Below are 21,551 nucleotides of genomic sequence, written 5' to 3'. Positions count from 1 at the left end.
CGTGCTGGGGTCCGGCCCCGGGGGGCGGGGCCGTGGTGCGGTCGTGCGGTGCGGTGGTGCGAGAGGCCCCGACGGCGGGGCGTCAGGCGGATCTGGCGCGCGAGGCGAATCGCTGCTGGAGGAGCACGGCGACCACGATGATCACGCCCTTGGCGACGGCCTGGGCCGAGGTCGACATGTTGTTCTGCGTGAAGACGTTGGTCAGCGTGGTGAAGATGAGGACGCCGAGCACGGTGCCGACGATCGTGCCGCGACCGCCCACGAGGAGCGTCCCGCCGACGACGACCGCCGCGATGACGTCGAGCTCGTAGAACAGGCCGTTCGTCGAGGAACCGGCCGTGGTGCGGGCGAGCATCATGACGGCCGCGATGCCGGTCGTCAGACCGACCAGTCCGTAGAGGTACATCGTGTGGCGCTTGACCTTGATGCCCGCGAGCCGGGCCGCCTCGGGGTTTCCGCCGACGGCGACCGTGCGGCGGCCGAACGTCGTGCGGTTGAGGAGGAACCAGCCCGCGACGGCCACGACCGCGAACATCCACACGAGCACGGGGACGCCGAGCAGGTCCGCGCGGAAGAACTCGAGGAACGCGTCGACCTCGGTGACGCGCTGGGTCTGCCGGTTGGAGATCATCTCGGCGAGGCCGCGGGCGCCCACCATCATGGCGAGGGTCGCCATGAACGCGACGACCTTGCCGTACGCGACGAGGACACCGTTGATCAGGCCGCACGCCGTGCCGACCGCGAGCGCCACACCGACCATGACGATCCAGTGGGTGTCGGCGGCCATGGTCTGGGTCGCGAGCGTGCTCGCCCAGACCGTGGCGAGCCCCATGACGGACCCGACGGACAGGTCGATCCCGCCGCCTGTGATGACGAAGGTCATCCCGATGCTCAGGACGCCCAGGACGGCGGCCAGTCGCAGGATCGTCAGCAGGTTGTTGACGTTCGCGAAGTTCTCCCCCGCGGTCGCGTACCCGACGATGCACAGCGCGACGAGCGCCACGACGAGGCCGATGTTCCGCCCCACCGATCCACTGAACAAATTGCGGCGCGACCGTCTGCCGTCGTGCACCTCGGAGCTCGGGGCGTGCCCCGGTCCGTCCACGACGGCGGCGCGAGCCACCTCCTGCTCGCTCATGCGGCACTTCCTTCCATGACGAGGTCGAGCACGCCGTGCTCGTCGATCGAATCTGCTGGGCCTTCGTGCACGACGCGTCCCTCCGAGATCACGAGGACACGGTCGGAGAGACCGAGCACCTCGTCGATCTCGCTCGAGACCACGAGCACGGCCGCACCGGACGCCGCGAGGTCGCGGATCAGTGCGTAGATCTCGGCGCGCGCCCCGACGTCGACGCCCCGGGTGGGCTCGTCGAGCAGGAGGACCCGGCACCCGTGCACGAGCCAGCGCGCCAGGAGCGCCTTCTGCTGGTTGCCGCCGGACAGGGTCCGGGCGTTCCGCTCGACCCCGGCGGGGCGCAGGTCGAGCGAGACGGCCTGCTCCTTCGCCGCCGCCCGCTCCGCCCTCTCGTCGAGGAAGCCCGCCTTCGCGAAGCGAGCGAACGTCGAGAGCGTGATGTTGCGGTAGACCGGTTCGTCGAGCAGCAGGCCCTGGCTCTTGCGCTCCTCGGGGCACAGGCCGATGCCCGCGTCGACCGCAGCGGCGACCGAGCCGCCGCGGAGCTTCTTGCCGCCGACCGCGACGGTCCCCTGGGTCGCGCGACGCGCCCCGTAGACGGTCTCGAGGATCTCGGACCGGCCGGAGCCGACGAGCCCGGCGAAGCCGAGGACCTCACCGGCGCGCACCTCGAAGGAGACGTCCGCGAACTTCCCCTCGAGCCCGAGCGACTCGACCGCGAGCAGCACGTCCGCCTCCTCGGCGACGGGCTCGCGCCCGGGGAAGACGTTGTCGACCGCGCGACCGGTCATGAGCTTGATGAGCTCGGCGGTCGGCGTCTGCGAGACCGCGAGGTTCTGCGCGACCGTGCGCCCGTCCTTGAGGACCGTGATCCGGTCGCCGATCGCCCGGATCTCCTCGAGGCGGTGCGAGATGTAGACGATCGCGACCCCGCTCCCGGTGAGCTGGCGGACGACGCGGAACAGGTTCTCGACCTCTTCGCTGTCGAGCACGGCGGAGGGTTCGTCCATGACGATGACCCGTGCGTCGTGCGAGAGGGCACGGGCCATGGACACGATCTGCTTGCCCGCGGCGGACAGCTCACCCACCTCGCGGTGGGGCGAGATCTCGGGATGCCCGAGGCGCTTCATGAGCTCACGCGTGTTCCTGGCCGCCGTCCGCCGGCTGGAGAAGCCCGCGGTCGACAGCTCGTGCCCGAGGTAGATGTTCTCGGCGACGGTCAGACCGTCGACGACGTCGAGCTCCTGGTACATCGTGGCGACCCCGAGCTTGAGCGCGGCCACGGGGTGCGGGATCGTGACGACCTCGCCGTCGATGAGGATCTGCCCCTCGTTGGGCTGGTGTGCACCGGCGAGCACCTTGATGAGGGTGGACTTGCCGGCACCGTTCTGTCCGAGGAGGCAGTGGACCTCTCCGGGGAGGATGTCGAGATCGACGCCGTCGAGTGCTCGGGCGCCGGGAAACTGCTTGACGATGCTCCGCATCTGCAGGAGCGGCCGGGTGGGCTGAGGGTCTGCGTTGACCATGTGGGAGAAACTAACCGACCTTTTGACGGCGGTCAAGCAGAAGGTCCTGATCTTTCGCTTCGTTACCCCACCGTGACCGACAAAAGTGGGCATGACCGTCCGAACCGCCGAGGGGAGCCGGCGGGTGACCCACGTCACTCACGTACCGCTGCGGCACTGCGCGACGAGCGGTGCATAGAGGAGGAAACGGTCGAACGACAGGGGTTCCAGGGTCTCGACCGGCGGGGCGCGAGCTCCCGCAGGGCTCCGGCGACGTTGCCGCAGCAAACCACACGCTAGGTCGGCTTTTGTCGATCGTCAAGCAAAAGCCGAAGATCGCAGTACGCTAGACGGATTGTCACCACTGCGTAGCAACGAGAGGCTCCGTGATACATCGTGCCCACCGAGGAACTGCTGAAGTTCGCCCCCCGCCCGACCGGCGCCGGGGACATGTTCCAGCTGCTCCGCGACGGCCAACCCCGTACGCGGGCTGACCTCGCCGCGATCACCGGGCAGGCGCGGTCCACGATCGCCGCCCGCATCGACCTGCTCATGGCCTCCGGGCTCATCGCGCCCGCGGGCGAGGCGAGCTCGACCGGCGGCAGACCGCCCGTGACGTTCGCCTTCAGCCCCGGGGCACGCATCGTGCTCGCCGTGGACCTTGGCGCGACGCACGCGCGCCTCGCGGTCACGGACCTCGCGTCGAACGTCCTCGCGGAGGTCGACGCCCCCCTCTCCATCTCCGACGGCCCGGAGAACGTCCTCGCCTGGGTCGCCGAGACCGGCGAGAAGCTCATCGCGACGACCGGTCGCGACCTCAAGGACCTGGTGAGCGTCGGCGTCGGGCTCCCCGGCCCCGTCGAGCACTCGACTGGACGCCCCATCAACCCGCCCATCATGCCCGCGTGGGACGACGTCGACGTGCCCGCGATCCTCAAGCGCACGTTCGACGCCTCGGTCCTCGTGGACAACGACGTCAACATCATGGCCCTCGGCGAGCACCGCACCGCGTGGCCCGGCGTCAGCGACCTGCTCTTCGTCAAGGTCGCCACGGGCATCGGCGCGGGAGTCATCTCGGACGGCGAGCTGCGCCGCGGCGCCCAGGGAGCGGCCGGCGACATCGGCCACATCGCCGTGCCCAACGCGACGGACACCCCGTGCCGTTGCGGCAACATCGGCTGCCTCGAGGCCGTCGCGAGCGGCCAGGCCATCGCCGGCGCCCTCAAGAAGGAAGGGCTCGAGGCCGCCAACAGCGGCGACGTCGTGTCCCTCGTGCGCGGCGGCGACCTCATGGCCAGCCACGCGGTACGCCAGGCAGGGCGCGACATCGGAGCCGTCCTCGCCGCGTGCGTGAGCCTGCTCAACCCCTCCATGATCGTGGTCGGCGGCGTCATCGCCGACGCGGGAGAGCACCTGATCGCGGGCATCCGCGAGATCGTCTACCAGCGCTCGCTGCCGCTGGCCACGCAGCACCTGCGCATCGTCACGTCCCAGGCCCGGGGCCAGGCGGGCGTGCTCGGTGCGAGCGCCATGGCGATCGATCACGTACTCTCTCCCGCAGCGATCGATGCCCTGATCGCGTGAGCGCCAACGGAGGACTCATGAGCGTGCCGGACCGTCGGGCCCTGATCGTCCGGGGAGGATGGCCAGGCCACTCCCCCGAGGAGAGCACCGACCTCTTCGTACCCTTCCTCAAGGAATCGGGCTTCGACGTCGTCGTCGAGTCCTCGCTCGAGGTGTACGCAGACGCCGAGTACATGGCCGGCGTCGACCTGATCGTCCAGTCCTGGACCATGGGCGAGATCCTGCCCGACGAGATGCGCGGCCTGCGCCAGGCCGTGACCAACGGGACGGGTCTCGCGGGCTGGCACGGCGGGATCATCGACTCGTACCGCATGGCGACCGACTACCTGCAGATGCTCGGCGGCCAGTTCGCCGCGCACCCGGGCGACCTGGTCGAGCACACCGTCGAGATCGTGCCCGAGCACGCCGAGCACCCCATCGTCGCCGGCGTCGGACCGATCACGCTGCGCTCCGAGCAGTACTGGGTGCTCGCGGACTCGCTCAACGAGGTCCTCGCGACCACGACCATCGAGCCCACCGCCGACTCCCCGTGGCGCTCCCCCGTCGTCTCGCCCTCGATCTGGACCCGCCAGTGGGGCGAAGGACGCATCTTCGTGTGCGCGCCGGGGCACCAGCTCGCCGACCTCGAGATCCCCGGGCTGCGCACCGTGATCGAGCGCGGCCTCCTGTGGGCCGCCAGGTGACGCTCCCCCGCGCCTAGCAGGCGCGGGACGACGAACGGTCGCCGCCCCGGCGGGGGCGGCGACCGTTCGTGCTCCCGACGGCGCCACGCACCGGGGCGCGCCCGGTCACCGAGGTGCGCTGCGCCGTCGGGCACGCGCAGGGCGCTGGCTCCTACCAGGCGCGCGCGACCGCGGTGTGGACGTCGAGGAGCGGACCCGTGCGCTCGCTCGGGCCACGACCGAACCCGCACTCGGTGCCCACTCCGACCTCCCGGCCCAGGACCTGGGTCGCCGCTGCGAGACGACGCTGCGCGCCCTCGACGCCGTCCTCGTGGTGCACCACGCCGAGGTAGAGCTCGGTCGCCGGATCGATCGTGAGGTCCGCGAGCGGGGCGACGTACTCGACGTCGTCGCGCTCGATCGGCACGGGCAGGTGGAACCACGCGATCTCGCGCGAGACGGTCGCGGCCAGGCCGTTCGCGACCTCGACCAGTCGACGCGTGTCGGACGGCTCGACGAAGTGCTTCTCGGCGACGTCGCCGTAGCAGAGGTGGAAGCCGAGCTCGACGCCCGCGGGCACCGCGGAGGCCACGCGAGCGGCGCGCGCGACGCAGCCCGCGAGCACCTCGTCGGAGTCGATCGCGAACCATGCCTGGGCCGGGCCGGCACCGAGGTTCGCGCCCTCGATCAGCGCGAACTCGCTCGCGAGGTCGAGCTGGATCGCGAGGTCGCCCGCGGGGACCGCGGCGACGATCGCCTCGATCTCGCGCAGCATCGCGGCCTCGTAGGCGGGGTAGACGGCCTCCCGTGCGTCGGGGACGACGAACGCCACGACGGGGGCGAGCGGCGTGGGCAGGCACACCTGGAAGCGGGTGGCCGCGGGGATCGCCCCCTCCGCGCGCAGCCGCACGAAGTCCGTGTACGACGCCGTCGCGGCGGCCGCGTAACCCAGCTCTCCGAAGACCAGCTCGTCCGCCGGGACCGCCCCGTCGAGCACGAGAGGACGCACGTCGAACCCGGCGACGACCACGGGCTCGATCGGCAACCGTGTCAGGCCCGGCACGGCGTCGAAGCGCTCGCCCTGGAAGAGGATCCAGTGGAAGCGTTCGCCCACCTCGCCGTCGGGGATGCGCTTGAGGTGCGCGCCTGCGTGGGCCGCGACCGTGCGGAACGTGTCCTCGGCCGTCGGGAGGTTCACGGAGCCGACGAGGTGCGCGCCGCGCACCTGGGCGGCTGCTGGCGTGCCGGTGCCGTGCGGGGAGGGCTGGGTCGCGGAGGTCGCCTGAGTCATGCCCGCATCGTAGACGCGGGTACCACTTCATTGGCCGGGCTGCCCACCCCTCGGCGGACGGCCTGTGGCACCATCTCGGGGATGACCTCACCGACACCCTTCACCGGGCTGCTCGCCTACCCGATCACGCCGCTGGGTCCCGACGGGCTCCCCGACCTGGGGACGCTGACGCGCCTCGTCCAGGACGCGGTCCGCGCCGGGGTCGACGGCGTCACGGTCCTCGCGTCGTCGGGCGCGGGCACGTCGTTCTCCTCCGAGGAGCGCGCCGCCGTGGTGGGCGCCGCGGTCCGTGCGGCACGCGAGGCCGGTCCCGGCCCCTCGGGGCGGCAGGTCCCGGTGCACGTCGCGGTCGCGGCCCCCTCGACCACCGAGGTCCTGCGGAACGCGACCGCGGCGCAGGCGGGCGGCGCCGACGGGCTGGTCCTGACCCCCTTCGCGTACGTCCCGCTCGTCGACGCCGAGGTCGTGGCCCTGTTCGAGGCCGTGGCCGCCGAGACGGACCTGCCCGTCTGCTTCTACAACCGGCCCGCCCAGAGCGGGTTCGACGTGACGCCCGAGGTGCTGACCCACCTCGCCCGCACCGCCAGGCTCCGGGGCCTCAAGGACCCGGCGGGGAGGACGGACGTGGGCGTACGCCTGGACGCCGTCCGTGCCGCGGTCGCGGGCGAGCCGTTCGCCGTGGGGCTCAGCGGCGACCTCGCGATGACCGAGGGGGCCTTCACGACCCTGCCACCGAGCGACGCCTGGCACACCGGGGTCGCGGCCCTCGTCCCCGACGAGTACGTCGTGATGCGCCGCGCGCACCTCGACCGGCGGCCCCTCGACGCGGTCGTGGAGCGGTCCTGGCTCCTGGCCCTGGTCCGCGAGCTCGGGCGGCTGCGGCCCGTGGCGGGGCTCCACGCGCTCGCCGGGCTGCTCGACGTGCCGACCGGTCCGCCGCGGGGGCCGGTCCTGGCGACGCCGCCCGCGCAGACCGAGGGGCTGCGGGCCGTGCTGGCGCGCCGGCCGGCCGCGGCCCCCGCGATGCCGGGTCCCGCGGCCCCGGGTCCCGCGGACACCGACACCGACACCGGCACCGGCGTCGCGAAGTAGAGGCTTGGCGTCGAGGTAGAGAGCTGTGGCCCTCTACCTCGACGGGAAACCACCAACTCGACGGCGGGCGCCAGCCGGACCGTAGGGACGGTCAGTCGGCCGGCGGCCCCTCGGTGACCTCGGCGACGTCGGCGTCCAAGTCCTCGGGCTCCGGCGCGTCGCCGACCGCCGCCGGTCCGCCCGCGAGGAGCGCCACGAACCCCGCCTCGTCGAGGATGCGCAGGCCCAGGTCCCTGGCCTTGGTCTCCTTGGAGCCCGCGTTCTCACCCACGACCACGTAGTCCGTCTTCTTGGACACCGACCCCGAGGCCTTGCCACCCGCGGTGAGGATCGCCTCCTTGGCGCCGTCGCGCGAGAAGCCTTCGAGGCCTCCCGTGACCACGACGGTCAGACCCGCGAGCGGGCCCGTCGGCTGCTGGCGGGCACCGGGGCCGGGGTGACCCGGGGTGTCGAAGCGGACGCCGTCCTGCTTCCAGGTCTCGACGATCTCCCGGTGCCAGTCCACCTCGAACCAGGCGAGCACCTCGTCGGCGATGACCGGCCCGACGCCCTCGACCGCCGCGAGCTCCTCCCGGCTCGCGGCCCGGATCGCGTCGAGCGACCCGAACCACTCGGCGAGGGCCCGGGCGGCGACCGGCCCGACGTGCCGGATGTTGAGGCTCACGAGGATGCGCCACAGGTCCTTGGTCCGCGCGATCCGCAGCTCGTCCACGAGTGTCTGCGCCGTGGTCGACGGGCCGTACACCGGGAAGTCCTTGCGGACGCCCGCAGCCCTGCGCTCGGCGGGGGTCGCGTCCTCGAACCCCGGTGGGTAGGTGCGGGCGGCGACCTTCTGGAACGGCCGGACGACCTTGGCCAGCAGCACCGAGCCGTCGGACATCTCCACCTCGCCCGACTCCCCCACCCCTTCGTACGGCCGGGGCAGCCCGGTCTCCGGGTCGCGGACGACGACGCGGATCGGGGCGAGCTGGTCGACCGTGAGGCCGAACAGGTTCTTCTCGGTGCGCAACGGCGGCTCGGCGGGCTCGTAGGGCTGCGTGAGCGCGGCCGCGGTGACCTCGCCCAGCGCCTCGATGTCGAGGCCGCCGCGCGAGCCGATGTGCTCGACGCGCCCGCGGACCTGCGCCGGGCAGCTCTCGGCGTTGGGGCAGCGCAGGTCGACGTCGCCCTCCTTCATGGGGCGCAGCGGCGTCCCGCACTCGGGGCACTCGGCCGGCATGACGAACTCCGTACGCTGCACGCCGTCCTCGCGCAGCGCGACGACCGGCCCGAGGATCTCCGGGATGACGTCCCCGGCCTTGCGCAGCACCACGACGTCGCCGATCAGCACGCCCTTGGCGCGCACGACGTCCTGGTTGTGCAGCGTCGCCTGCCGCACGGTGCTGCCCGCGACGAGCACGGGCTCCATGACGGCGTACGGGGTTGCCCGGCCGGTCCGCCCGACCCCGACCTGGATCGCGAGCAGGCGGGTGTTGACCTCCTCGGGCGGGTACTTGTAGGCGATGGCCCAGCGCGGTGCGCGGCTCGTCGCCCCGAGGCGGCGCTGGAGCGCGAGCTCGTCGACCTTGACGACGATCCCGTCGAGCTCGTGCTCGATGTCGTGCCGGTGCTCGCCGAAGTACGCGATCATCTCCTGCACGCCCGCGAGGCCGTCGACGACCCGGTTGTGCGGTGAGACGGGGATGCCCCACTGCTCGAACAGCGCGTACGCGTCGGACTGGCGACCGAGCTCGGCGTGCTCGCCTTCCTCCCACTGGAGCGCCCCGACGCCGTGCGCGTACATGCGCAGGTTGCGGCTCGCGGTCACGGCCGGGTCCTTCTGGCGCAGCGAGCCGGCCGCGGTGTTGCGCGGGTTGGCGTAGGGCGCCTGCCCGGCCGCGACGAGCGCCTCGTTGAGGGCCGCGAAGTCCTCGACCCCCAGGAAGACCTCGCCCCGGACCTCGATCACCGCGGGGTGCGTGGCCGGGTCGCCCGCGAGCTGCTGCGGGATGCTCGTGATGGTGCGGACGTTGGCCGTGACGTCCTCGCCCGTGCGCCCGTCGCCACGGGTCGCCGCCCGGACGAGGCGCCCCCGCTCGTACAGCAGCGCGATCGCGAGGCCGTCGATCTTGACCTCGCACAGGTACTCCACGGGGGCCTCGGACGAGACGCCCAGATCCCGGTGCACGCGCGCAGCCCACGCGGCGAGGTCCTCCTCGGAGAACGCGTTGTCGAGCGAGAGCATGCGCTCGAGGTGCTCGACGGTCGCGAAGCCCGTCGCGGCACGCCCGCCGACGCGCTGCGTGGGCGACTCGGGGGTCTGGAGGGCCGGGTGCGCCGCCTCGAGCGCCTCGAGCTCGCGCATGCGGGCGTCGTACTCGGCGTCGGACGACACGGGGGCGTCGGCCTCGTAGTAGGCCCGCTGGTCGGCCTCGACCTGGGCGACGAGCTCGGCCCAGCGCCGCTGTGCGCCGGCCTCGTCCAGTGCCGGGGCGGCATCGGGGGCGACGGCGGTGTCGGCGGCCGCGCGGGCCGTGCTCGTGCTGTCGGGGCTGGCTGCGGGGTGCGGCGGGGTGGCGTCGTTCACGTGCCCATCATCGCTCGCCCCACCGACAGCCGCGCGTCCCGCCGGCGGCGCGTCCTGCCCGACGGCGCCGCTCGCCCGCGCCCACCGGCCCGGCTCGGGGACCCTCGCCGGGCGCACGAGGCGAGCTCCGCCGTCGGGCACGGGAGACGTCCCGCGCCCGCCCGGACGCCGAGCAGCGCCCCCGCGCTGGAGGACGCGGGGGCGCTGCGAGCGGGACCGAGGCCAAGGGGGATGCCTCGGGCCCGTGGTGAGTGGCGCCACCCGGCAGGACGCGCCACCCGACCGTGACCCGTACCGCTCGGGTCGTCGTGCGGGCTACCGGCGTCCGGGCTGCTCCCCGGACGCCGGCGCCCAGATCACTTCGAGGACTTGGCGGTCGCGGCGAGCGCGGCTGCCTCCTCGGTGGCCTTGCGCTCCGCGCGGACCTCCTCGCGGCTCGTGCCGTAGTACGCCGCGACCATGATGTCCTTCATGTCCTCGAGCATCGGCAGTCGCGGGTTCGCGGGGGCGCACTGGTCCTCGTAGGCCCGCATCGACAGGGCGTCGAGGCCTCCGATGAACTCGCGCTCCGAGACACCCTGCTCCTTGAACGAGCGCTCGATCCCGACCTTGGCGCGCAGCTCCTCGACGGCCCGGGCGTAGGACTCGACAGCCTGCTCGGGCGTCGAGGCCGGGAGGCCCAGGTGCTTGGCGATCTGCTGGTAACGCTCGTGCGCGATGTACTTCTCCGCCTTGGGCCAGCCCGTGACCTTGGTCGGGATCTGCCCGTTGTAGCGGATCGCGTGCGGCAGGAAGATCGCGTTCGTGCGGCCGTGGACCAGACCGAACGTCGAGCCGACCGTGTGGGCCATCGCGTGCACGATCCCGAGGAACGCGCTGCCGAACGCCATGCCGGCGATCGTGGCCGCGTTGTGCATCTTCTCGCGGGCCTCGGGGGCGGCCGCGCCCTGCGTGACGGAGGCCTCGATGTGCTCGAAGACCAGCTTGATCGCGTGCAGCGCCAGGCCGTCCGTGAAGTCGTTCGCGTAGACCGACACGTAGGCCTCGGTCGCGTGGGTCAGGGCGTCGAAGCCCGAGTCCGCCGCGAGCTTCGCGGGCATCGTCGCGGTCAGGACCGGGTCGATGATCGCGACCGACGGGGTCAGCGCGTAGTCGGCGAGGGGGTACTTGTACCCGGTCGCGTGGTCCGTGATGACCGCGAACGGCGTGACCTCCGAGCCCGTGCCCGACGACGTCGGGATGCAGACGAGCTTGGCCAGGTCGCCCAGGGTCGGGAACTTGAACGCGCGCTTGCGGACGTCGAAGAACTTCTCGCGCAGGTCCGAGAACGCCATCTCCGGGTGCTCGTACTTGAGCCACATGACCTTCGCGGCGTCCATGGGCGACCCGCCGCCGATCGCGACGATCGTGTCGGGCTTGAAGTCGCGCATCATCTCCGCGCCCTTCTCGACCGTCTCGACGCTCGGCTCGGGCTCGACCTGGTCCATGATCTGGATCGAGACCTTGTTCGGGCGACGACCCAGGACGTCGAGGACCTTGTCGACGATCCCGATCTGGCTCATGACCTTGTCCGTGACGATGGTGACGCGCTCGACGTCGGGCATCTGGGCCAGGTACTGGATCGAGTTCGGCTCGAAGTACGTCTTCGGCGGGATCTTGAACCACTGCATGTTGTTGTTACGACGTCCGATCCGCTTGACGTTGACGAGGTTGACGGCCGACACGTTGTTCGACACCGAGTTGTGGCCGTACGAGCCGCAACCGAGCGTCAGCGACGGGATCAGCGCGTTGTAGATGTCACCGATGCCGCCGAGAGCCGACGGCTGGTTCCACAGGATGCGGACGGCCTTGACGCGCTGGCCGAACTCCTCCGCGATGTCCTTGTCCTCGGTGTGGATCGCGCCCGAGTGGCCCAGGCCGTCGAACTCCACCATCTGCTCGGCGAGCGAGATGCCGTGGTCGGTCGACTCGGCGCGCAGCACGGCGAGGACGGGGCTGAGCTTCTCGCGCGTCAGGGGCTCGGCGGGGCCGACCTGGCTGCACTCCGCGAGGATGATCGAGGTGCCGTCGGGGACCGAGAAGCCTGCCTGCTCCGCGATCCACTGGGGGCTCTTGCCGACGATCGTGGCGTTGAGCTTGGCACCGGCGCAGTTCGCGCCGCCGGCCTCGACACCGAAGATGAAGCGCTCGAGCATCGCCTTCTCCTCGGGGTTCGCGAGGTAGGCGTGCATGTGGGCGAACTCGGCGAGGGCAGCGTCGTAGATCTCGGTGTCGAGGATGACGGCCTGCTCCGAGGCGCACACCATGCCGTTGTCGAAGCCCTTGGACAGGACCACGTCGTTGACGGCGCGTCCGAGCTTGGCGGTCTTCTCGATGTAGGCGGGGACGTTGCCCGCACCGACGCCGAGGGCGGGCTTGCCGGCCGAGTAGGCGGCGCGGACCATGGCGTTGCCGCCCGTGGCGAGGATCAGCGAGACGCCGTCGTTGTTCATGAGCGCCGACGTGGCCTCGAGCGAGGGCTGCTCGACCCACTGGATGCAGTCCTCGGGGGCGCCCTCCGCCACGGCGGCGTCACGCACGATGCGGGCTGCGGCGACCGAGCACTTCTGGGCGCTGGGGTGGAACGCGAAGATGATGGGGTTGCGCGTCTTGAGCGCGATGAGCGACTTGAAGATCGCGGTCGAGGTCGGGTTGGTGACCGGGGTGATGCCCGCGACCACGCCGACCGGCTCGGCGATCTCGACGATGCCCGTGAGCTCGTCGCGCCCGATGACGCCGACCGTCTTGAGGTTGGCCATCGAGTTGGGCACGTGCTCGCACGCGAAGATGTTCTTGGTGGCCTTGTCCTCGAAGACGCCGCGCCCGGTCTCCTCGACCGCGAGCTGCGCGAGGCGGCCGTGCTCGTGGAGCGCCGCGACGGACGCCTTCTTCACGATGCGGTCGATGTCCTCCTGGGTGAAGGCGTCGTACTGCTTGAGCGCCTTGAGGCCACGGTCGACGAGGGCGTCGATCTCGGTGACTCCGGCGGGGGCCTTGACAGGGGCCTTGCTCGTGCTGCTCACGTTGCTCCTCCAGTGACCCGAGCGGCCGGGTCTGCGTGGTGTCTTTCCCTTGCTTGTGAATACTTTCACAAGGTACGGATAGATGCAAGTGTCGTCGGTGTGTGACCTGGAACGCACCTCGCGCGAGCCGCTCCCCCCAAAGATCTATGCATGCCCGGTACCGCGGATCGGTCGCCTAGTGTGTTCGCATGAGTGCTGAGAACGTCGTGACCGACGCGCCCACCGGACAGCCGACCACGCCGCACGACCCGTACCTGTGGCTCGAAGAGGTCGAGGGCCGCGAGGCGCTCACCTGGGTCCAGGGCCGCAACGCCGAGACCGCCGCGACGATCGAGGCCACGAGCGAGTTCGCCCGGACCGAGCAGGCGGTCCGTGAGGTCCTCGACTCCGACGACAAGATCCCCGACGTCTCGAAGATCGGCGAGCACTACTACAACTTCTGGCGCGACGCGCAGCACGAGCGCGGCGTCTGGCGCCGCACGACGCTCGACTCCTACCGCACCGACCACCCCGAGTGGGAGCTCGTGCTCGACCTCGACGCGCTGGGCGAGGCCGAGGGGCAGAGCTGGGTCTGGCACGGCGCGAGCGTCCTGCGCCCCACCCCGGGCGGCGAGTGGCGCCACGCCCTGGTCGACCTGTCCCCCGGCGGGTCCGACGCCGACGTGACCCGCGAGTTCGACCTCGTCACGAAGCAGTTCGTCGCTCCCGAGGACGGCGGGTTCTACCGCGAGGAGTCCAAGGGTGGGCTCGGGTGGATCGACACCGACACGGTGTACGTCTTCACGGACTTCGGACCGGGCTCGATGACCCCCTCGGGATACCCCCGGATCGTCAAGCGCTGGCGCCGCGGCACCCCGGTCACCGAGGCTTCGGTCGTGTACGAGGGCGAGCCCGAGGACATGTACATCTTCGGCTGGCGCACGCACTCGCCCGGCTTCGAGCGTGACTTCGTCGGCCGCTCGATCGCGTTCTACGACAGCGAGACGTACCTCGTCCAGGACGCAGGCACGCCCGAGCAGCGCCTCGTCAAGATCGACGTCCCGCGCTCGGCCGAGGTCGGCGTCAAGCGCGAGTGGATGCTCGTCGAGCTGCGCGACGACTGGACCGTCGACGGCACCACCTACCTCGCGGGGTCGTTGCTCGCGACCCGCTTCGAGGACTTCCTCGCCGGGGCGCGCGGCTTCACCGTCCTGTTCGAGCCCACGCCCACGTCGTCGCTCGCCGGGGCCACGTGGACCGCGCACCACCTCGTGGTCAACGTCCTGGAGGACGTCAAGAACCGCCTCCACGTGCTGACGCCGCCCTCCTCGGACACCGGAGCGGACGCCGACGCACCGGGCCGTGGATGGCCCCGCAGCGAGCTGCCCGGCCTGCCGACCATCGGCACGGTCGTCGTGGGCGCCGTGGACTCCGAGGAGAGCGACGACGTCTGGCTCGTCACGACCGACTACCTCACGCCCTCGACGCTCTCGCTCCTGTCGGTGGGCGCGGGCACCGAGCCCGAGGTGCTCAAGTCGAGCCCCGCCTTCTTCGACGCCTCAGGCCTGGTCATCGACCAGCACTTCGCGGTGTCCGACGACGGCACGCGCGTCCCGTACTTCGTCGTCGGGCGTGAGGAGCTCGTCCGCCCGGACTCCGGTGCCGCCGCCGAGGCGGGCTCCGGCGCCGCCCCCGTGGGCGCCGCTCCCACGCTGCTCTACGGCTACGGCGGCTTCGAAGTCTCGCTGACCCCGGGCTACTCGGGCGGGCTCGGACGAGCCTGGCTCGCCGACGGCGGCGTGTACGTCGTCGCGAACATCCGCGGCGGCGGCGAGTACGGCCCGTCCTGGCACCAGGCCGCCCTCAAGGCCAAGCGTCACAAGGCCTACGAGGACTTCGCGGCCGTCGCGCGCGATCTCGTCGCCCGCGGCATCACGACTCCCGAGCACCTCGGCATGGAGGGCCGCAGCAACGGCGGCCTCCTCGCGGGCAACATGCTCACGCAGTACCCCGAGCTCTTCGGCGCCGTGATCGTGGGCGTCCCGCTGCTCGACATGCTGCGCTACACGCACCTGCTCGCGGGGGCGTCGTGGGCCGCCGAGTACGGCGACCCGGACGACCCCGAGCAGTGGGAGTTCATCAGGACGTTCTCGCCCTACCACCTGTTCGACGCCGAGCGCGAGTACCCGCCCGTGCTCTTCACGACGTCGACCAAGGACGACCGGGTCCACCCCGGGCACGCCCGCAAGCTCGCCGCGAAGATGCTCGCGGCCGGCAAGGACGTGACGTACTACGAGAACGTCGAGGGCGGGCACGGCGGCGCCGCGAACAACGCCCAGGCCGCGCACATGGCCGCGATCCACTACCGCTTCCTGCGGGAACAGCTCGGCTGACGCCGGGCTCCCCGGACGCACGGAGGGCGGGTTCCCCGGGGGGACCCGCCCTCTCGGCGTCTGGAACGAACGAACGGCGGACTACGAGTGCGGAACCGTCGCGGTGATGAGCGTCCCGTCCTCGCGACGGTTGCCCGTCAGGTCACGCAGGCTCGGTGTCCCCTCCCGCACGGGCCCCTGGCCGTCGAGGGCCACCGTCACGGGCTCGCCGGCGGCGACGCGCACGGCCTCGCCGCGCACCAGCACCTCGGCGCTCTCGCCCGTCTCGCACACGAACGTGATCGCGTCGGCCGTCACCGTGACCTTCAGCCGTGCCCCGCGCAGGGACACGCGGAACGTCAGGGACTCCCACGCCTGCGGCAGGCGCGGGTCGAAGCTGATGCGACCGCAGTCGTCGCGCATGCCACCGAACCCGAACGCCAGCGCCGACCACGTCCCGCCGGCCGAGGCGACGTGCACGCCGTCGGACGCGTTGGCGTGGCGGTTCTCCAGGTCGACCAGCAGCGACGACGTGAAGTACTCGAGCGCGAGCTCGTGGTACCCGACCTCGGCCGCGATGATCGACTGGACCACGCCCGAGAGCGTGGAGTCGCCCGTGGTCAACGGGTCGTAGTACTCGAAGTCGGCCAGCTTCTCCTCGGGCGTGAACTCGGCCCCCTGGAGGAACAGCGCGAGGACGACGTCCGCCTGCTTGAGCACCTGGTAGCGGTAGATGACGAGCGGGTGGTAGTGCAGCAGCAGAGGCCGCTTGTTCGCAGGGGTCGCCGCGAGGTTCCAGATCTCGCGCTCCAGGAAGTGCGAGTCCTGCGGGTGGATACCCAGGTGCTCGGCGTAAGGGATCGACATGCGCTCGGCCGCTCGCGACCACTCGGCCGTCTCCTCCGCCGAGACCCCGAGCCGGATCCGGAGCCGCTCGTAGTCGTGCGGCGCGTCCAGGCGCATGGCGTCGAGCGTCTCGGCCGCGACGCGCAGGTTGAAGCGGGCCATGACGTTGGTGAAGAGGTTGTCGTTGACGACCGTCGTGTACTCGTCGGGCCCTGTGACGCCGTGGATGTGGAAGTGGTCGTCGCCGTTGGCCCGCCAGAAGCCGAGGTCGGCCCACATGCGCGCGGTCTCCACGAGGATGTCGACACCCTCGCGCTCCAGGAAGTCCTGGTCCCCCGTCGCCCGCACGTACTGCATGAGGGCATAGGACACGTCGGCGTCGATGTGGTACTGCGCGGTGCCCGCGGCGTAGTACGCCGAGGCCTCCTCGCCGTTGATCGTGCGCCACGGGAACAGCGCGCCCTCCTGCGAGAGCTGCCCGGCGCGGCGGCGGGCGGCGTCGAGCATCTGGTAGCGGAAGCGCAGCGCGTTGCGCGCGTACCGCGGGCTCGTGTACGTCAGGAACGGCAGCACGTAGATCTCGGTGTCCCAGAAGTAGTGGCCGCCGTAGCCCGAGCCCGTGAGGCCCTTGGCGGGGACGCCGTTGCCCTCGGCGCGGGCCGTGGCCTGCGCGAGCTGGTAGATGTTCCACCGCACGGCCTGCTGGATCTCGGGCTGACCCGGGATCTCGACGTCGGAGCGCGCCCAGAAGTCGTCGAGGAACTCGCGCTGCTCGGCGTGCTGGAACGCGACGCCCTCCTCCCGCACGCGGTCGAGCGTGCGACGGCAACGGTCGATGAGCTCGCGCGCGGGCACCCCGCGGGACGTGTGGTAGGCCACGGTCTTCGTGAGCCGGACCGGCTTGCCCGGCTCGGCCTGGATCCGGTAGACGTGCTTGGCCAGGTCCTCGTCCACCTGGGTGCGCACCTCGTGGGTGTTCTCCGTGACCAGCTCGTCGTCCGCGGCGACCGCGATCGTCATGCCCGAGTTGGTGCACCGGTAGGACAGCACGAGGCGCTGGTCGTCGCCCCACTGGGCCTGCGGCTGCAGGACGCGGTCAGTGAACTGGTTGGCCTTGCGCGGGTCGAAGCCCTGCCCCATCGCGGCCGACGGGACGTGGTACTCGTCCTGCCCGTCCTGCCGGTTGAGGATCTGGGACGAGATCGCGATGGGGGCCGGGTCGTCGAGCATCGTGACCTCGAACGTGATGACGGCCAGGTGCCGCTCCACGAACGAGACCATGCGCTCGGACTTCACCAGGACGCGCTTGCCCGACGGAGTGCGCCACAACAGCTCGCGCCGCAGCACGCCGTCGGCCATGTCGAGCGACCGCTCGTAGGAGACGAGGTCCGCGACGGGCAGCAGGAGCGGCTCGTCGTCGACGTAGAGCCGGATGATCTTGACGTCCGGGACGTTGACGATGGTCTGCCCGACCTCGGCGAACCCGTACGCCTCCTCGGCGTGGTGGATGCGCCACGTCTCGTGGAAGCCGTTGATGAACGTCCCCTGCGTGTGGGACTCGCGCCCCTCCTCGACGTTGCCCCGCATGCCGAGATACCCGTTGCCGACCGAGAAGAGGGTCTCGGTGACCCCGAGGTCGTGCGCGGAGTAGCGGTTCTCGGTGAGCCGCCACGGGTCCGCCGGGAAGCGGCTGCGGTCGACGGTCCCGTCGAAGCCGTGCTCGAACCCGGCCATCAGCGGGCCTCCTCGTGGGCCGGGCGGTCCAGGACCGTCGCGTCGAGCTCGCCCAGGTCGGCCACGACCACGTCGGCGCCGTGCTCCGTCAGGACGTCCGCCCCGACCCCGCGGTCCACCCCGACGACGAGCCCGAAGTCGCCGGCCGCTCCCGCCTGGACACCCGAGATCGCGTCCTCGATCACGATCGCGGCGGTCGTCGGGACGCCCAGGAGCTGGGCCGCGTACTCGTAGGTGGCGGGCGAGGGCTTGCCGTCGAGCCCCTCCGCGGCCGCGACGGCGCCGTCCACGACGACCCCGAAACGGTCCGCGATCCCCGCGGCCGCCAGGACCGACGGGGCGTTGCGCGACGACGAGACGACCGCGACGAGCGCCCCTGCCGCGGTCACGGCGTCGAGGAACGCGATCGAGCCCGGGTAGGGCTCGATGCCCTCCTCGACGAACATCGCGTTGACGATCTCGTTCTTCTCGTTGCCCAGCGCGCAGACCGTGCCCTCCCCGGGGGCGTCGTCGATCGTGCCCCACGGGAGCTCGATCCCGCGCGAGGCGAGCATCGTGGCGACCCCGTCGAAGCGGGGCTTGCCGTCGATGTGCGCGAAGTAGTCCGCCGACGTGTACGGCGCGACCCCGCGCTCGGCGCACAGCGGCGCGAACAGGCGTTCCCAGGCGCGCATGTGGACCTCGGCGGTCGGTGTCAGGACACCGTCGAGGTCGAAGAGGACGGCGTGCAGAGCGGGCATCGCGCTCCTTCGGGAGAGTGGACGGACGAGGGAGCGCCGCGAGTTCGGCACCTCCCTCCGAGCCTACGCACCAGGGGGCGTCACGGCGAAAACGAGGAGGGGCGCGGGCGCGTGCGCACCGTGACCGCGCTCTGCACCGAGCGGTGCTCCGTTCCCGGGACGACCTGCCTCCTCCTCCAGGAGGAGGAGCACCCGTCGCAGATCTCGGCCATCGGGAGGTGCTGCCCCCTGAGCCGCGTCCGTAGCGTCGACGACGGACGGGGCACACGCCGACCAGGCGGCCCGATGACGACAGGAGACGCATGATCCAGGTAGAGGCACTGACGAAGCGCTACGGGCCCACGACGGCCGTGGACGGGCTGACGTTCACGGCTCGTCCCGGGACGGTCACGGGGTTTCTCGGTCCGAACGGCGCCGGGAAGTCCACGACCATGCGGATGATCGTCGGGCTCGAACGCCCCACCTCGGGCAACGCGACGGTCGGAGGCCGTCGGTACGTCGACCTGCCGGCGCCGCTGCACGCGGTCGGCGTCATGCTCGACGCGCGCTCAGTCCACCCGGGGCGCACGGCGTTCCGCCACCTCCTCGCGCAGGCCCGTACCCACGGCATCTCCCGTTCACGCGTGGACGAGGTGATCGCGACGACCGGGCTCGAGTCCGTCGCCGGGCGCCGGGCCGGGACCTACTCGCTGGGCATGGGGCAGCGCCTCGGGATCGCCGGTGCCCTGCTCGGCGACCCCGAGACCCTGATCCTCGACGAACCGGTCAACGGCCTCGACCCGGACGGGGTCCTGTGGGTGCGCGGGCTCGTCCGGAGCCTCGCGGCCGAGGGCCGCACGGTCTTCCTCTCGTCGCACCTCATGCACGAGCTCTCGCTGTGCGCCGACCGGGTCGTGATCATCGGCAAGGGCCGGCTGCTCGCCGACGCCTCGGTGTCCGAGCTCGTCCAGCGCTCCGAGCACGCGAGCACGGTCCGCGTCCGCACGACCGATCCCGACCTGCTCACAACAGCCCTCGCAGGCCTCGGCGCCGACGTGGTGCGGCACGAGCATGGGGTGCTGAACGTCCAGGGTGCGTCCGTCGACGAGGTCGGCGCAGCCGCTGCTCGCTGCGGCGCGACGGTCCTGGAGCTCGCGACCGACGGCGGCTCGCTCGAGGACGCCTACCTGCACCTCACCGCCGACGCCGTCCAGTACCGGGGCGGCAGCGCCGACGGCACGACGACCGGCACGTCCACCGGAGCGGTCCGATGAGCGCCCTCACCGCCTCCACCGCGGGAGGCGCCCGCGCGCGGGCGGGCGGGCCTGCGGTCCGTCGCGGCCCGACCTTCCCCCGCGTCGTCGCCTCGGAGTGGACCAAGCTCACGAGCCTGCGGTCCACGACGGTGATCGCGGCCGCGACGGTCGTGGTGTCGTGGGCACTGACGTACCTGGCCGCGAACGCCTCGTCGGTCGACCCGGGGTTCGTCCCGCTCGACTCGCTCACGGCGGGGCTCCTGCTCGCCCAGGTCGGTCCCCTGGTCCTGGGCATACTCGCCGGGACGGGTGAGTTCACCACGGGCACGTTCCGCTCGACCTTCACGGCCGTCCCCCGGCGGCTGCCCGTGCTCGCCGCGCAGGTGGTCGTGGTAGGAGCGTTCGGCCTCCTGGTCGCGGCCGCTGCCGTGGGTGCCGCCGTCGTGGCCCTGGTACCGGCAGCGTCCTCGCGCGGGATCTCGCTGGACCTGACCGGTGCCGGGACCCCACAGGTCCTGGTCGGCATGGCGACCTTCCTCGTCGCCATGGCGCTGCTCGGCCTAGCGGTCGGCGCGCTGCTGCGCAGCCCGGTCCCCGCCGTCGCGGTCACGGTCGTCCTGGTGCTCGTCCTGCCCGTCATCCTCTCGCTGGGCTCCGAGCTGGCCACCGACCCGATGGCCGCACCCACGGGCGGCACCGTGTCGTCGCAGCAGTCCGCCGTGAACACCGTGGTGACGTTCCTGCCCAGCGGTGCGGCCGAGCTCCTCGTGCGGGGACCGGGAAGCAGCGGCATCGAGGGCGCCCCGGACCTCGGCTCCTGGGGCGGGGCGCTCGTGCTCGCCGGCTGGGTCCTGGTCCCCCTCGCGGTCGCCGCGGCCCGCCTGCGCGGCCGCGACGTGGTCTGAGGTGGACGACTGATGAGCCACCTTCTCGACCACACCACGGCCCTCGTACCCAGGAGCACCCGGGGCGCCACGGTCACCCGCGCGCTCGCGGCCGAGTGGACCAAGATCACAGGCCTGCGCTCGACCGCCTGGCTCGCGGCGGCCACCGTCGTCGCGGCGGCTGGCCTCGCCTTCGGTCTGGGCCTGTTCGTCCGACCGGGGGGTGCGGGGAGCGGGGCATCGCTCGCGGTCACGGGCCACGTGCTCGCACAGCTCGGTCCGCTCGCCCTGGGCGTGCTGGTCGGTACGGGCGAGTACGCGACCGGTACCTTCCGGGCTACGTTCACGGCCGTCCCACGACGCCTGCCGGTCCTCGGTGGCCAGGCCGTGGTCACGGCCGGGTGGGGGGCCGCGACCGCAGCTGCAGCGGTCGGCGCCTCGCTCCTCGTCACGTCGGGGCAGCGCACCGGTGCCGGGCTCGTCGTCGACGCCGCCGATGCCGAGACGGTGCGTCTGCTGGTGGGCTACGTGCTCCACCAGACGGGCGTCGCGCTGCTCGGGCTCGCGATCGGCGCGCTGCTGCGTCGAGCCACCGGAGCGTTCGTCACGGCGGCCATGCTGCTGCTCGTGCTCGACCAGTTCCTCGCCGCCAACCCGGGCCGGTTCACAGACACCCTGCGGGCCCTCCTGCCGGCAGCCGGTACCCGCCTGGTCCAGGGCGATACTCAGGTCGCGGCACTGGACGCCACGAGCCTCGGCCCGGACCTCGGGGCGTGGGGCGGGGGCCTGGTCCTCCTCGGGTGGGTCGTCGCGCTGCTCGGCGCCGCCGTCTACCGTCTGCGCCGCCATGACCTCTGACCCGCA

Annotated in this window: 14 protein-coding genes; 7 read left to right on the top strand and 7 right to left on the bottom strand. The window is 71.9% G+C overall.

Annotated features, from left to right (window positions below):
• Positions 1 to 82: 82 nt before the first annotated feature.
• Together WFH32_RS06265 and WFH32_RS06260 are read right to left on the bottom strand one after the other, a co-directional pair.
• Positions 83 to 1,138, bottom strand: a complete 1,056-nt coding sequence (locus tag WFH32_RS06265; RefSeq protein ID WP_191797523.1) for an ABC transporter permease — start codon at positions 1,136 to 1,138, stop codon at positions 83 to 85.
• Entirely contained in the window at positions 1,135 to 2,661 is a 1,527-nt protein-coding gene (locus WFH32_RS06260) for a sugar ABC transporter ATP-binding protein (protein WP_191797521.1), read from the bottom strand. Before WFH32_RS06260 ends, WFH32_RS06265 begins: the two co-directional genes overlap by 4 nt.
• A 429-nt stretch (positions 2,662 to 3,090) precedes the next feature.
• Here WFH32_RS06260 and WFH32_RS06255 point away from each other — a divergent pair, with 429 nt between their 5' ends.
• Positions 3,091 to 4,224: an ROK family protein gene (locus tag WFH32_RS06255; RefSeq protein WP_191797539.1), complete on the top strand. Its 1,134-nt coding sequence runs from the start codon at positions 3,091 to 3,093 to the stop codon at positions 4,222 to 4,224.
• 17 nt (positions 4,225 to 4,241) lie between these two features.
• Positions 4,242 to 4,907 (top strand): ThuA domain-containing protein, encoded by a 666-nt coding sequence (locus WFH32_RS06250; protein WP_191797537.1) that lies wholly within the window; start codon positions 4,242 to 4,244, stop codon positions 4,905 to 4,907.
• Between the two features lie 151 nt (positions 4,908 to 5,058).
• Here WFH32_RS06250 and WFH32_RS06245 read toward each other — a convergent pair whose 3' ends face one another.
• A complete protein-coding gene (locus tag WFH32_RS06245) occupies positions 5,059 to 6,177 on the bottom strand; it encodes a hypothetical protein (protein ID WP_336706546.1) in 1,119 nt (372 codons plus the stop codon).
• Positions 6,178 to 6,258: 81 nt separating this feature from the next.
• Between WFH32_RS06245 and WFH32_RS06240 the strand changes: the two genes are divergently transcribed.
• Positions 6,259 to 7,269, top strand: a complete 1,011-nt coding sequence (locus tag WFH32_RS06240) for a dihydrodipicolinate synthase family protein (RefSeq protein ID WP_336706544.1) — start codon at positions 6,259 to 6,261, stop codon at positions 7,267 to 7,269.
• Positions 7,270 to 7,360: 91 nt separating this feature from the next.
• On the opposite strand, the gene ligA is transcribed toward WFH32_RS06240, so the two are convergent.
• Both ligA and adhE read right to left on the bottom strand, forming a co-directional pair.
• Positions 7,361 to 9,835 carry an NAD-dependent DNA ligase LigA gene (ligA, locus tag WFH32_RS06235; protein WP_442946310.1) on the bottom strand — a complete coding sequence of 825 codons (2,475 nt, stop codon included), beginning with the start codon at positions 9,833 to 9,835 and terminating at the stop codon, positions 7,361 to 7,363.
• Between the two features lie 356 nt (positions 9,836 to 10,191).
• Entirely contained in the window at positions 10,192 to 12,897 is a 2,706-nt protein-coding gene (gene adhE, locus WFH32_RS06230) for a bifunctional acetaldehyde-CoA/alcohol dehydrogenase (RefSeq protein ID WP_191798443.1), read from the bottom strand.
• A 188-nt stretch (positions 12,898 to 13,085) separates the two neighbouring features.
• Here adhE and WFH32_RS06225 point away from each other — a divergent pair, with 188 nt between their 5' ends.
• Complete coding sequence (locus WFH32_RS06225; protein ID WP_336706542.1) at positions 13,086 to 15,269, top strand: prolyl oligopeptidase family serine peptidase; 2,184 nt, start codon at positions 13,086 to 13,088, stop codon at positions 15,267 to 15,269.
• Positions 15,270 to 15,350: 81 nt separating this feature from the next.
• Here WFH32_RS06225 and WFH32_RS06220 read toward each other — a convergent pair whose 3' ends face one another.
• Entirely contained in the window at positions 15,351 to 17,828 is a 2,478-nt protein-coding gene (locus tag WFH32_RS06220) for a glycoside hydrolase family 65 protein (protein WP_191797948.1), read from the bottom strand.
• The gene (locus WFH32_RS06215; RefSeq protein WP_191797939.1) at positions 17,828 to 18,568 is read right to left on the bottom strand and encodes an HAD family hydrolase; all 741 of its coding nucleotides are present in this window, start codon (positions 18,566 to 18,568) and stop codon (positions 17,828 to 17,830) included. Before WFH32_RS06215 ends, WFH32_RS06220 begins: the two co-directional genes overlap by 1 nt.
• A 302-nt stretch (positions 18,569 to 18,870) precedes the next feature.
• Between WFH32_RS06215 and WFH32_RS06210 the strand changes: the two genes are divergently transcribed.
• From WFH32_RS06210 to WFH32_RS06200, 3 genes are read left to right on the top strand one after another with little or no spacing between them, the layout of a single operon-like run.
• Complete coding sequence (locus WFH32_RS06210) at positions 18,871 to 19,821, top strand: ABC transporter ATP-binding protein (protein ID WP_336706541.1); 951 nt, start codon at positions 18,871 to 18,873, stop codon at positions 19,819 to 19,821.
• Positions 19,818 to 20,708 (top strand): ABC transporter permease subunit, encoded by an 891-nt coding sequence (locus tag WFH32_RS06205; RefSeq protein WP_336706540.1) that lies wholly within the window; start codon positions 19,818 to 19,820, stop codon positions 20,706 to 20,708. The genes WFH32_RS06210 and WFH32_RS06205 overlap by 4 nt, the downstream gene beginning before the upstream one ends.
• Before the next feature lie 12 nt (positions 20,709 to 20,720).
• Positions 20,721 to 21,545: a hypothetical protein gene (locus WFH32_RS06200; RefSeq protein ID WP_336706538.1), complete on the top strand. Its 825-nt coding sequence runs from the start codon at positions 20,721 to 20,723 to the stop codon at positions 21,543 to 21,545.
• The last annotated feature ends 6 nt before the right edge of the window (positions 21,546 to 21,551 follow it).

Source organism: Oerskovia sp. USHLN155, from assembly GCF_037145535.1.
GTDB classification, from domain to species: domain Bacteria; phylum Actinomycetota; class Actinomycetes; order Actinomycetales; family Cellulomonadaceae; genus Oerskovia; species Oerskovia rustica.
The sequence above is the reverse complement of the archived record's forward strand: the minus strand, read 5'-3'. Positions and strand labels throughout refer to the sequence as shown.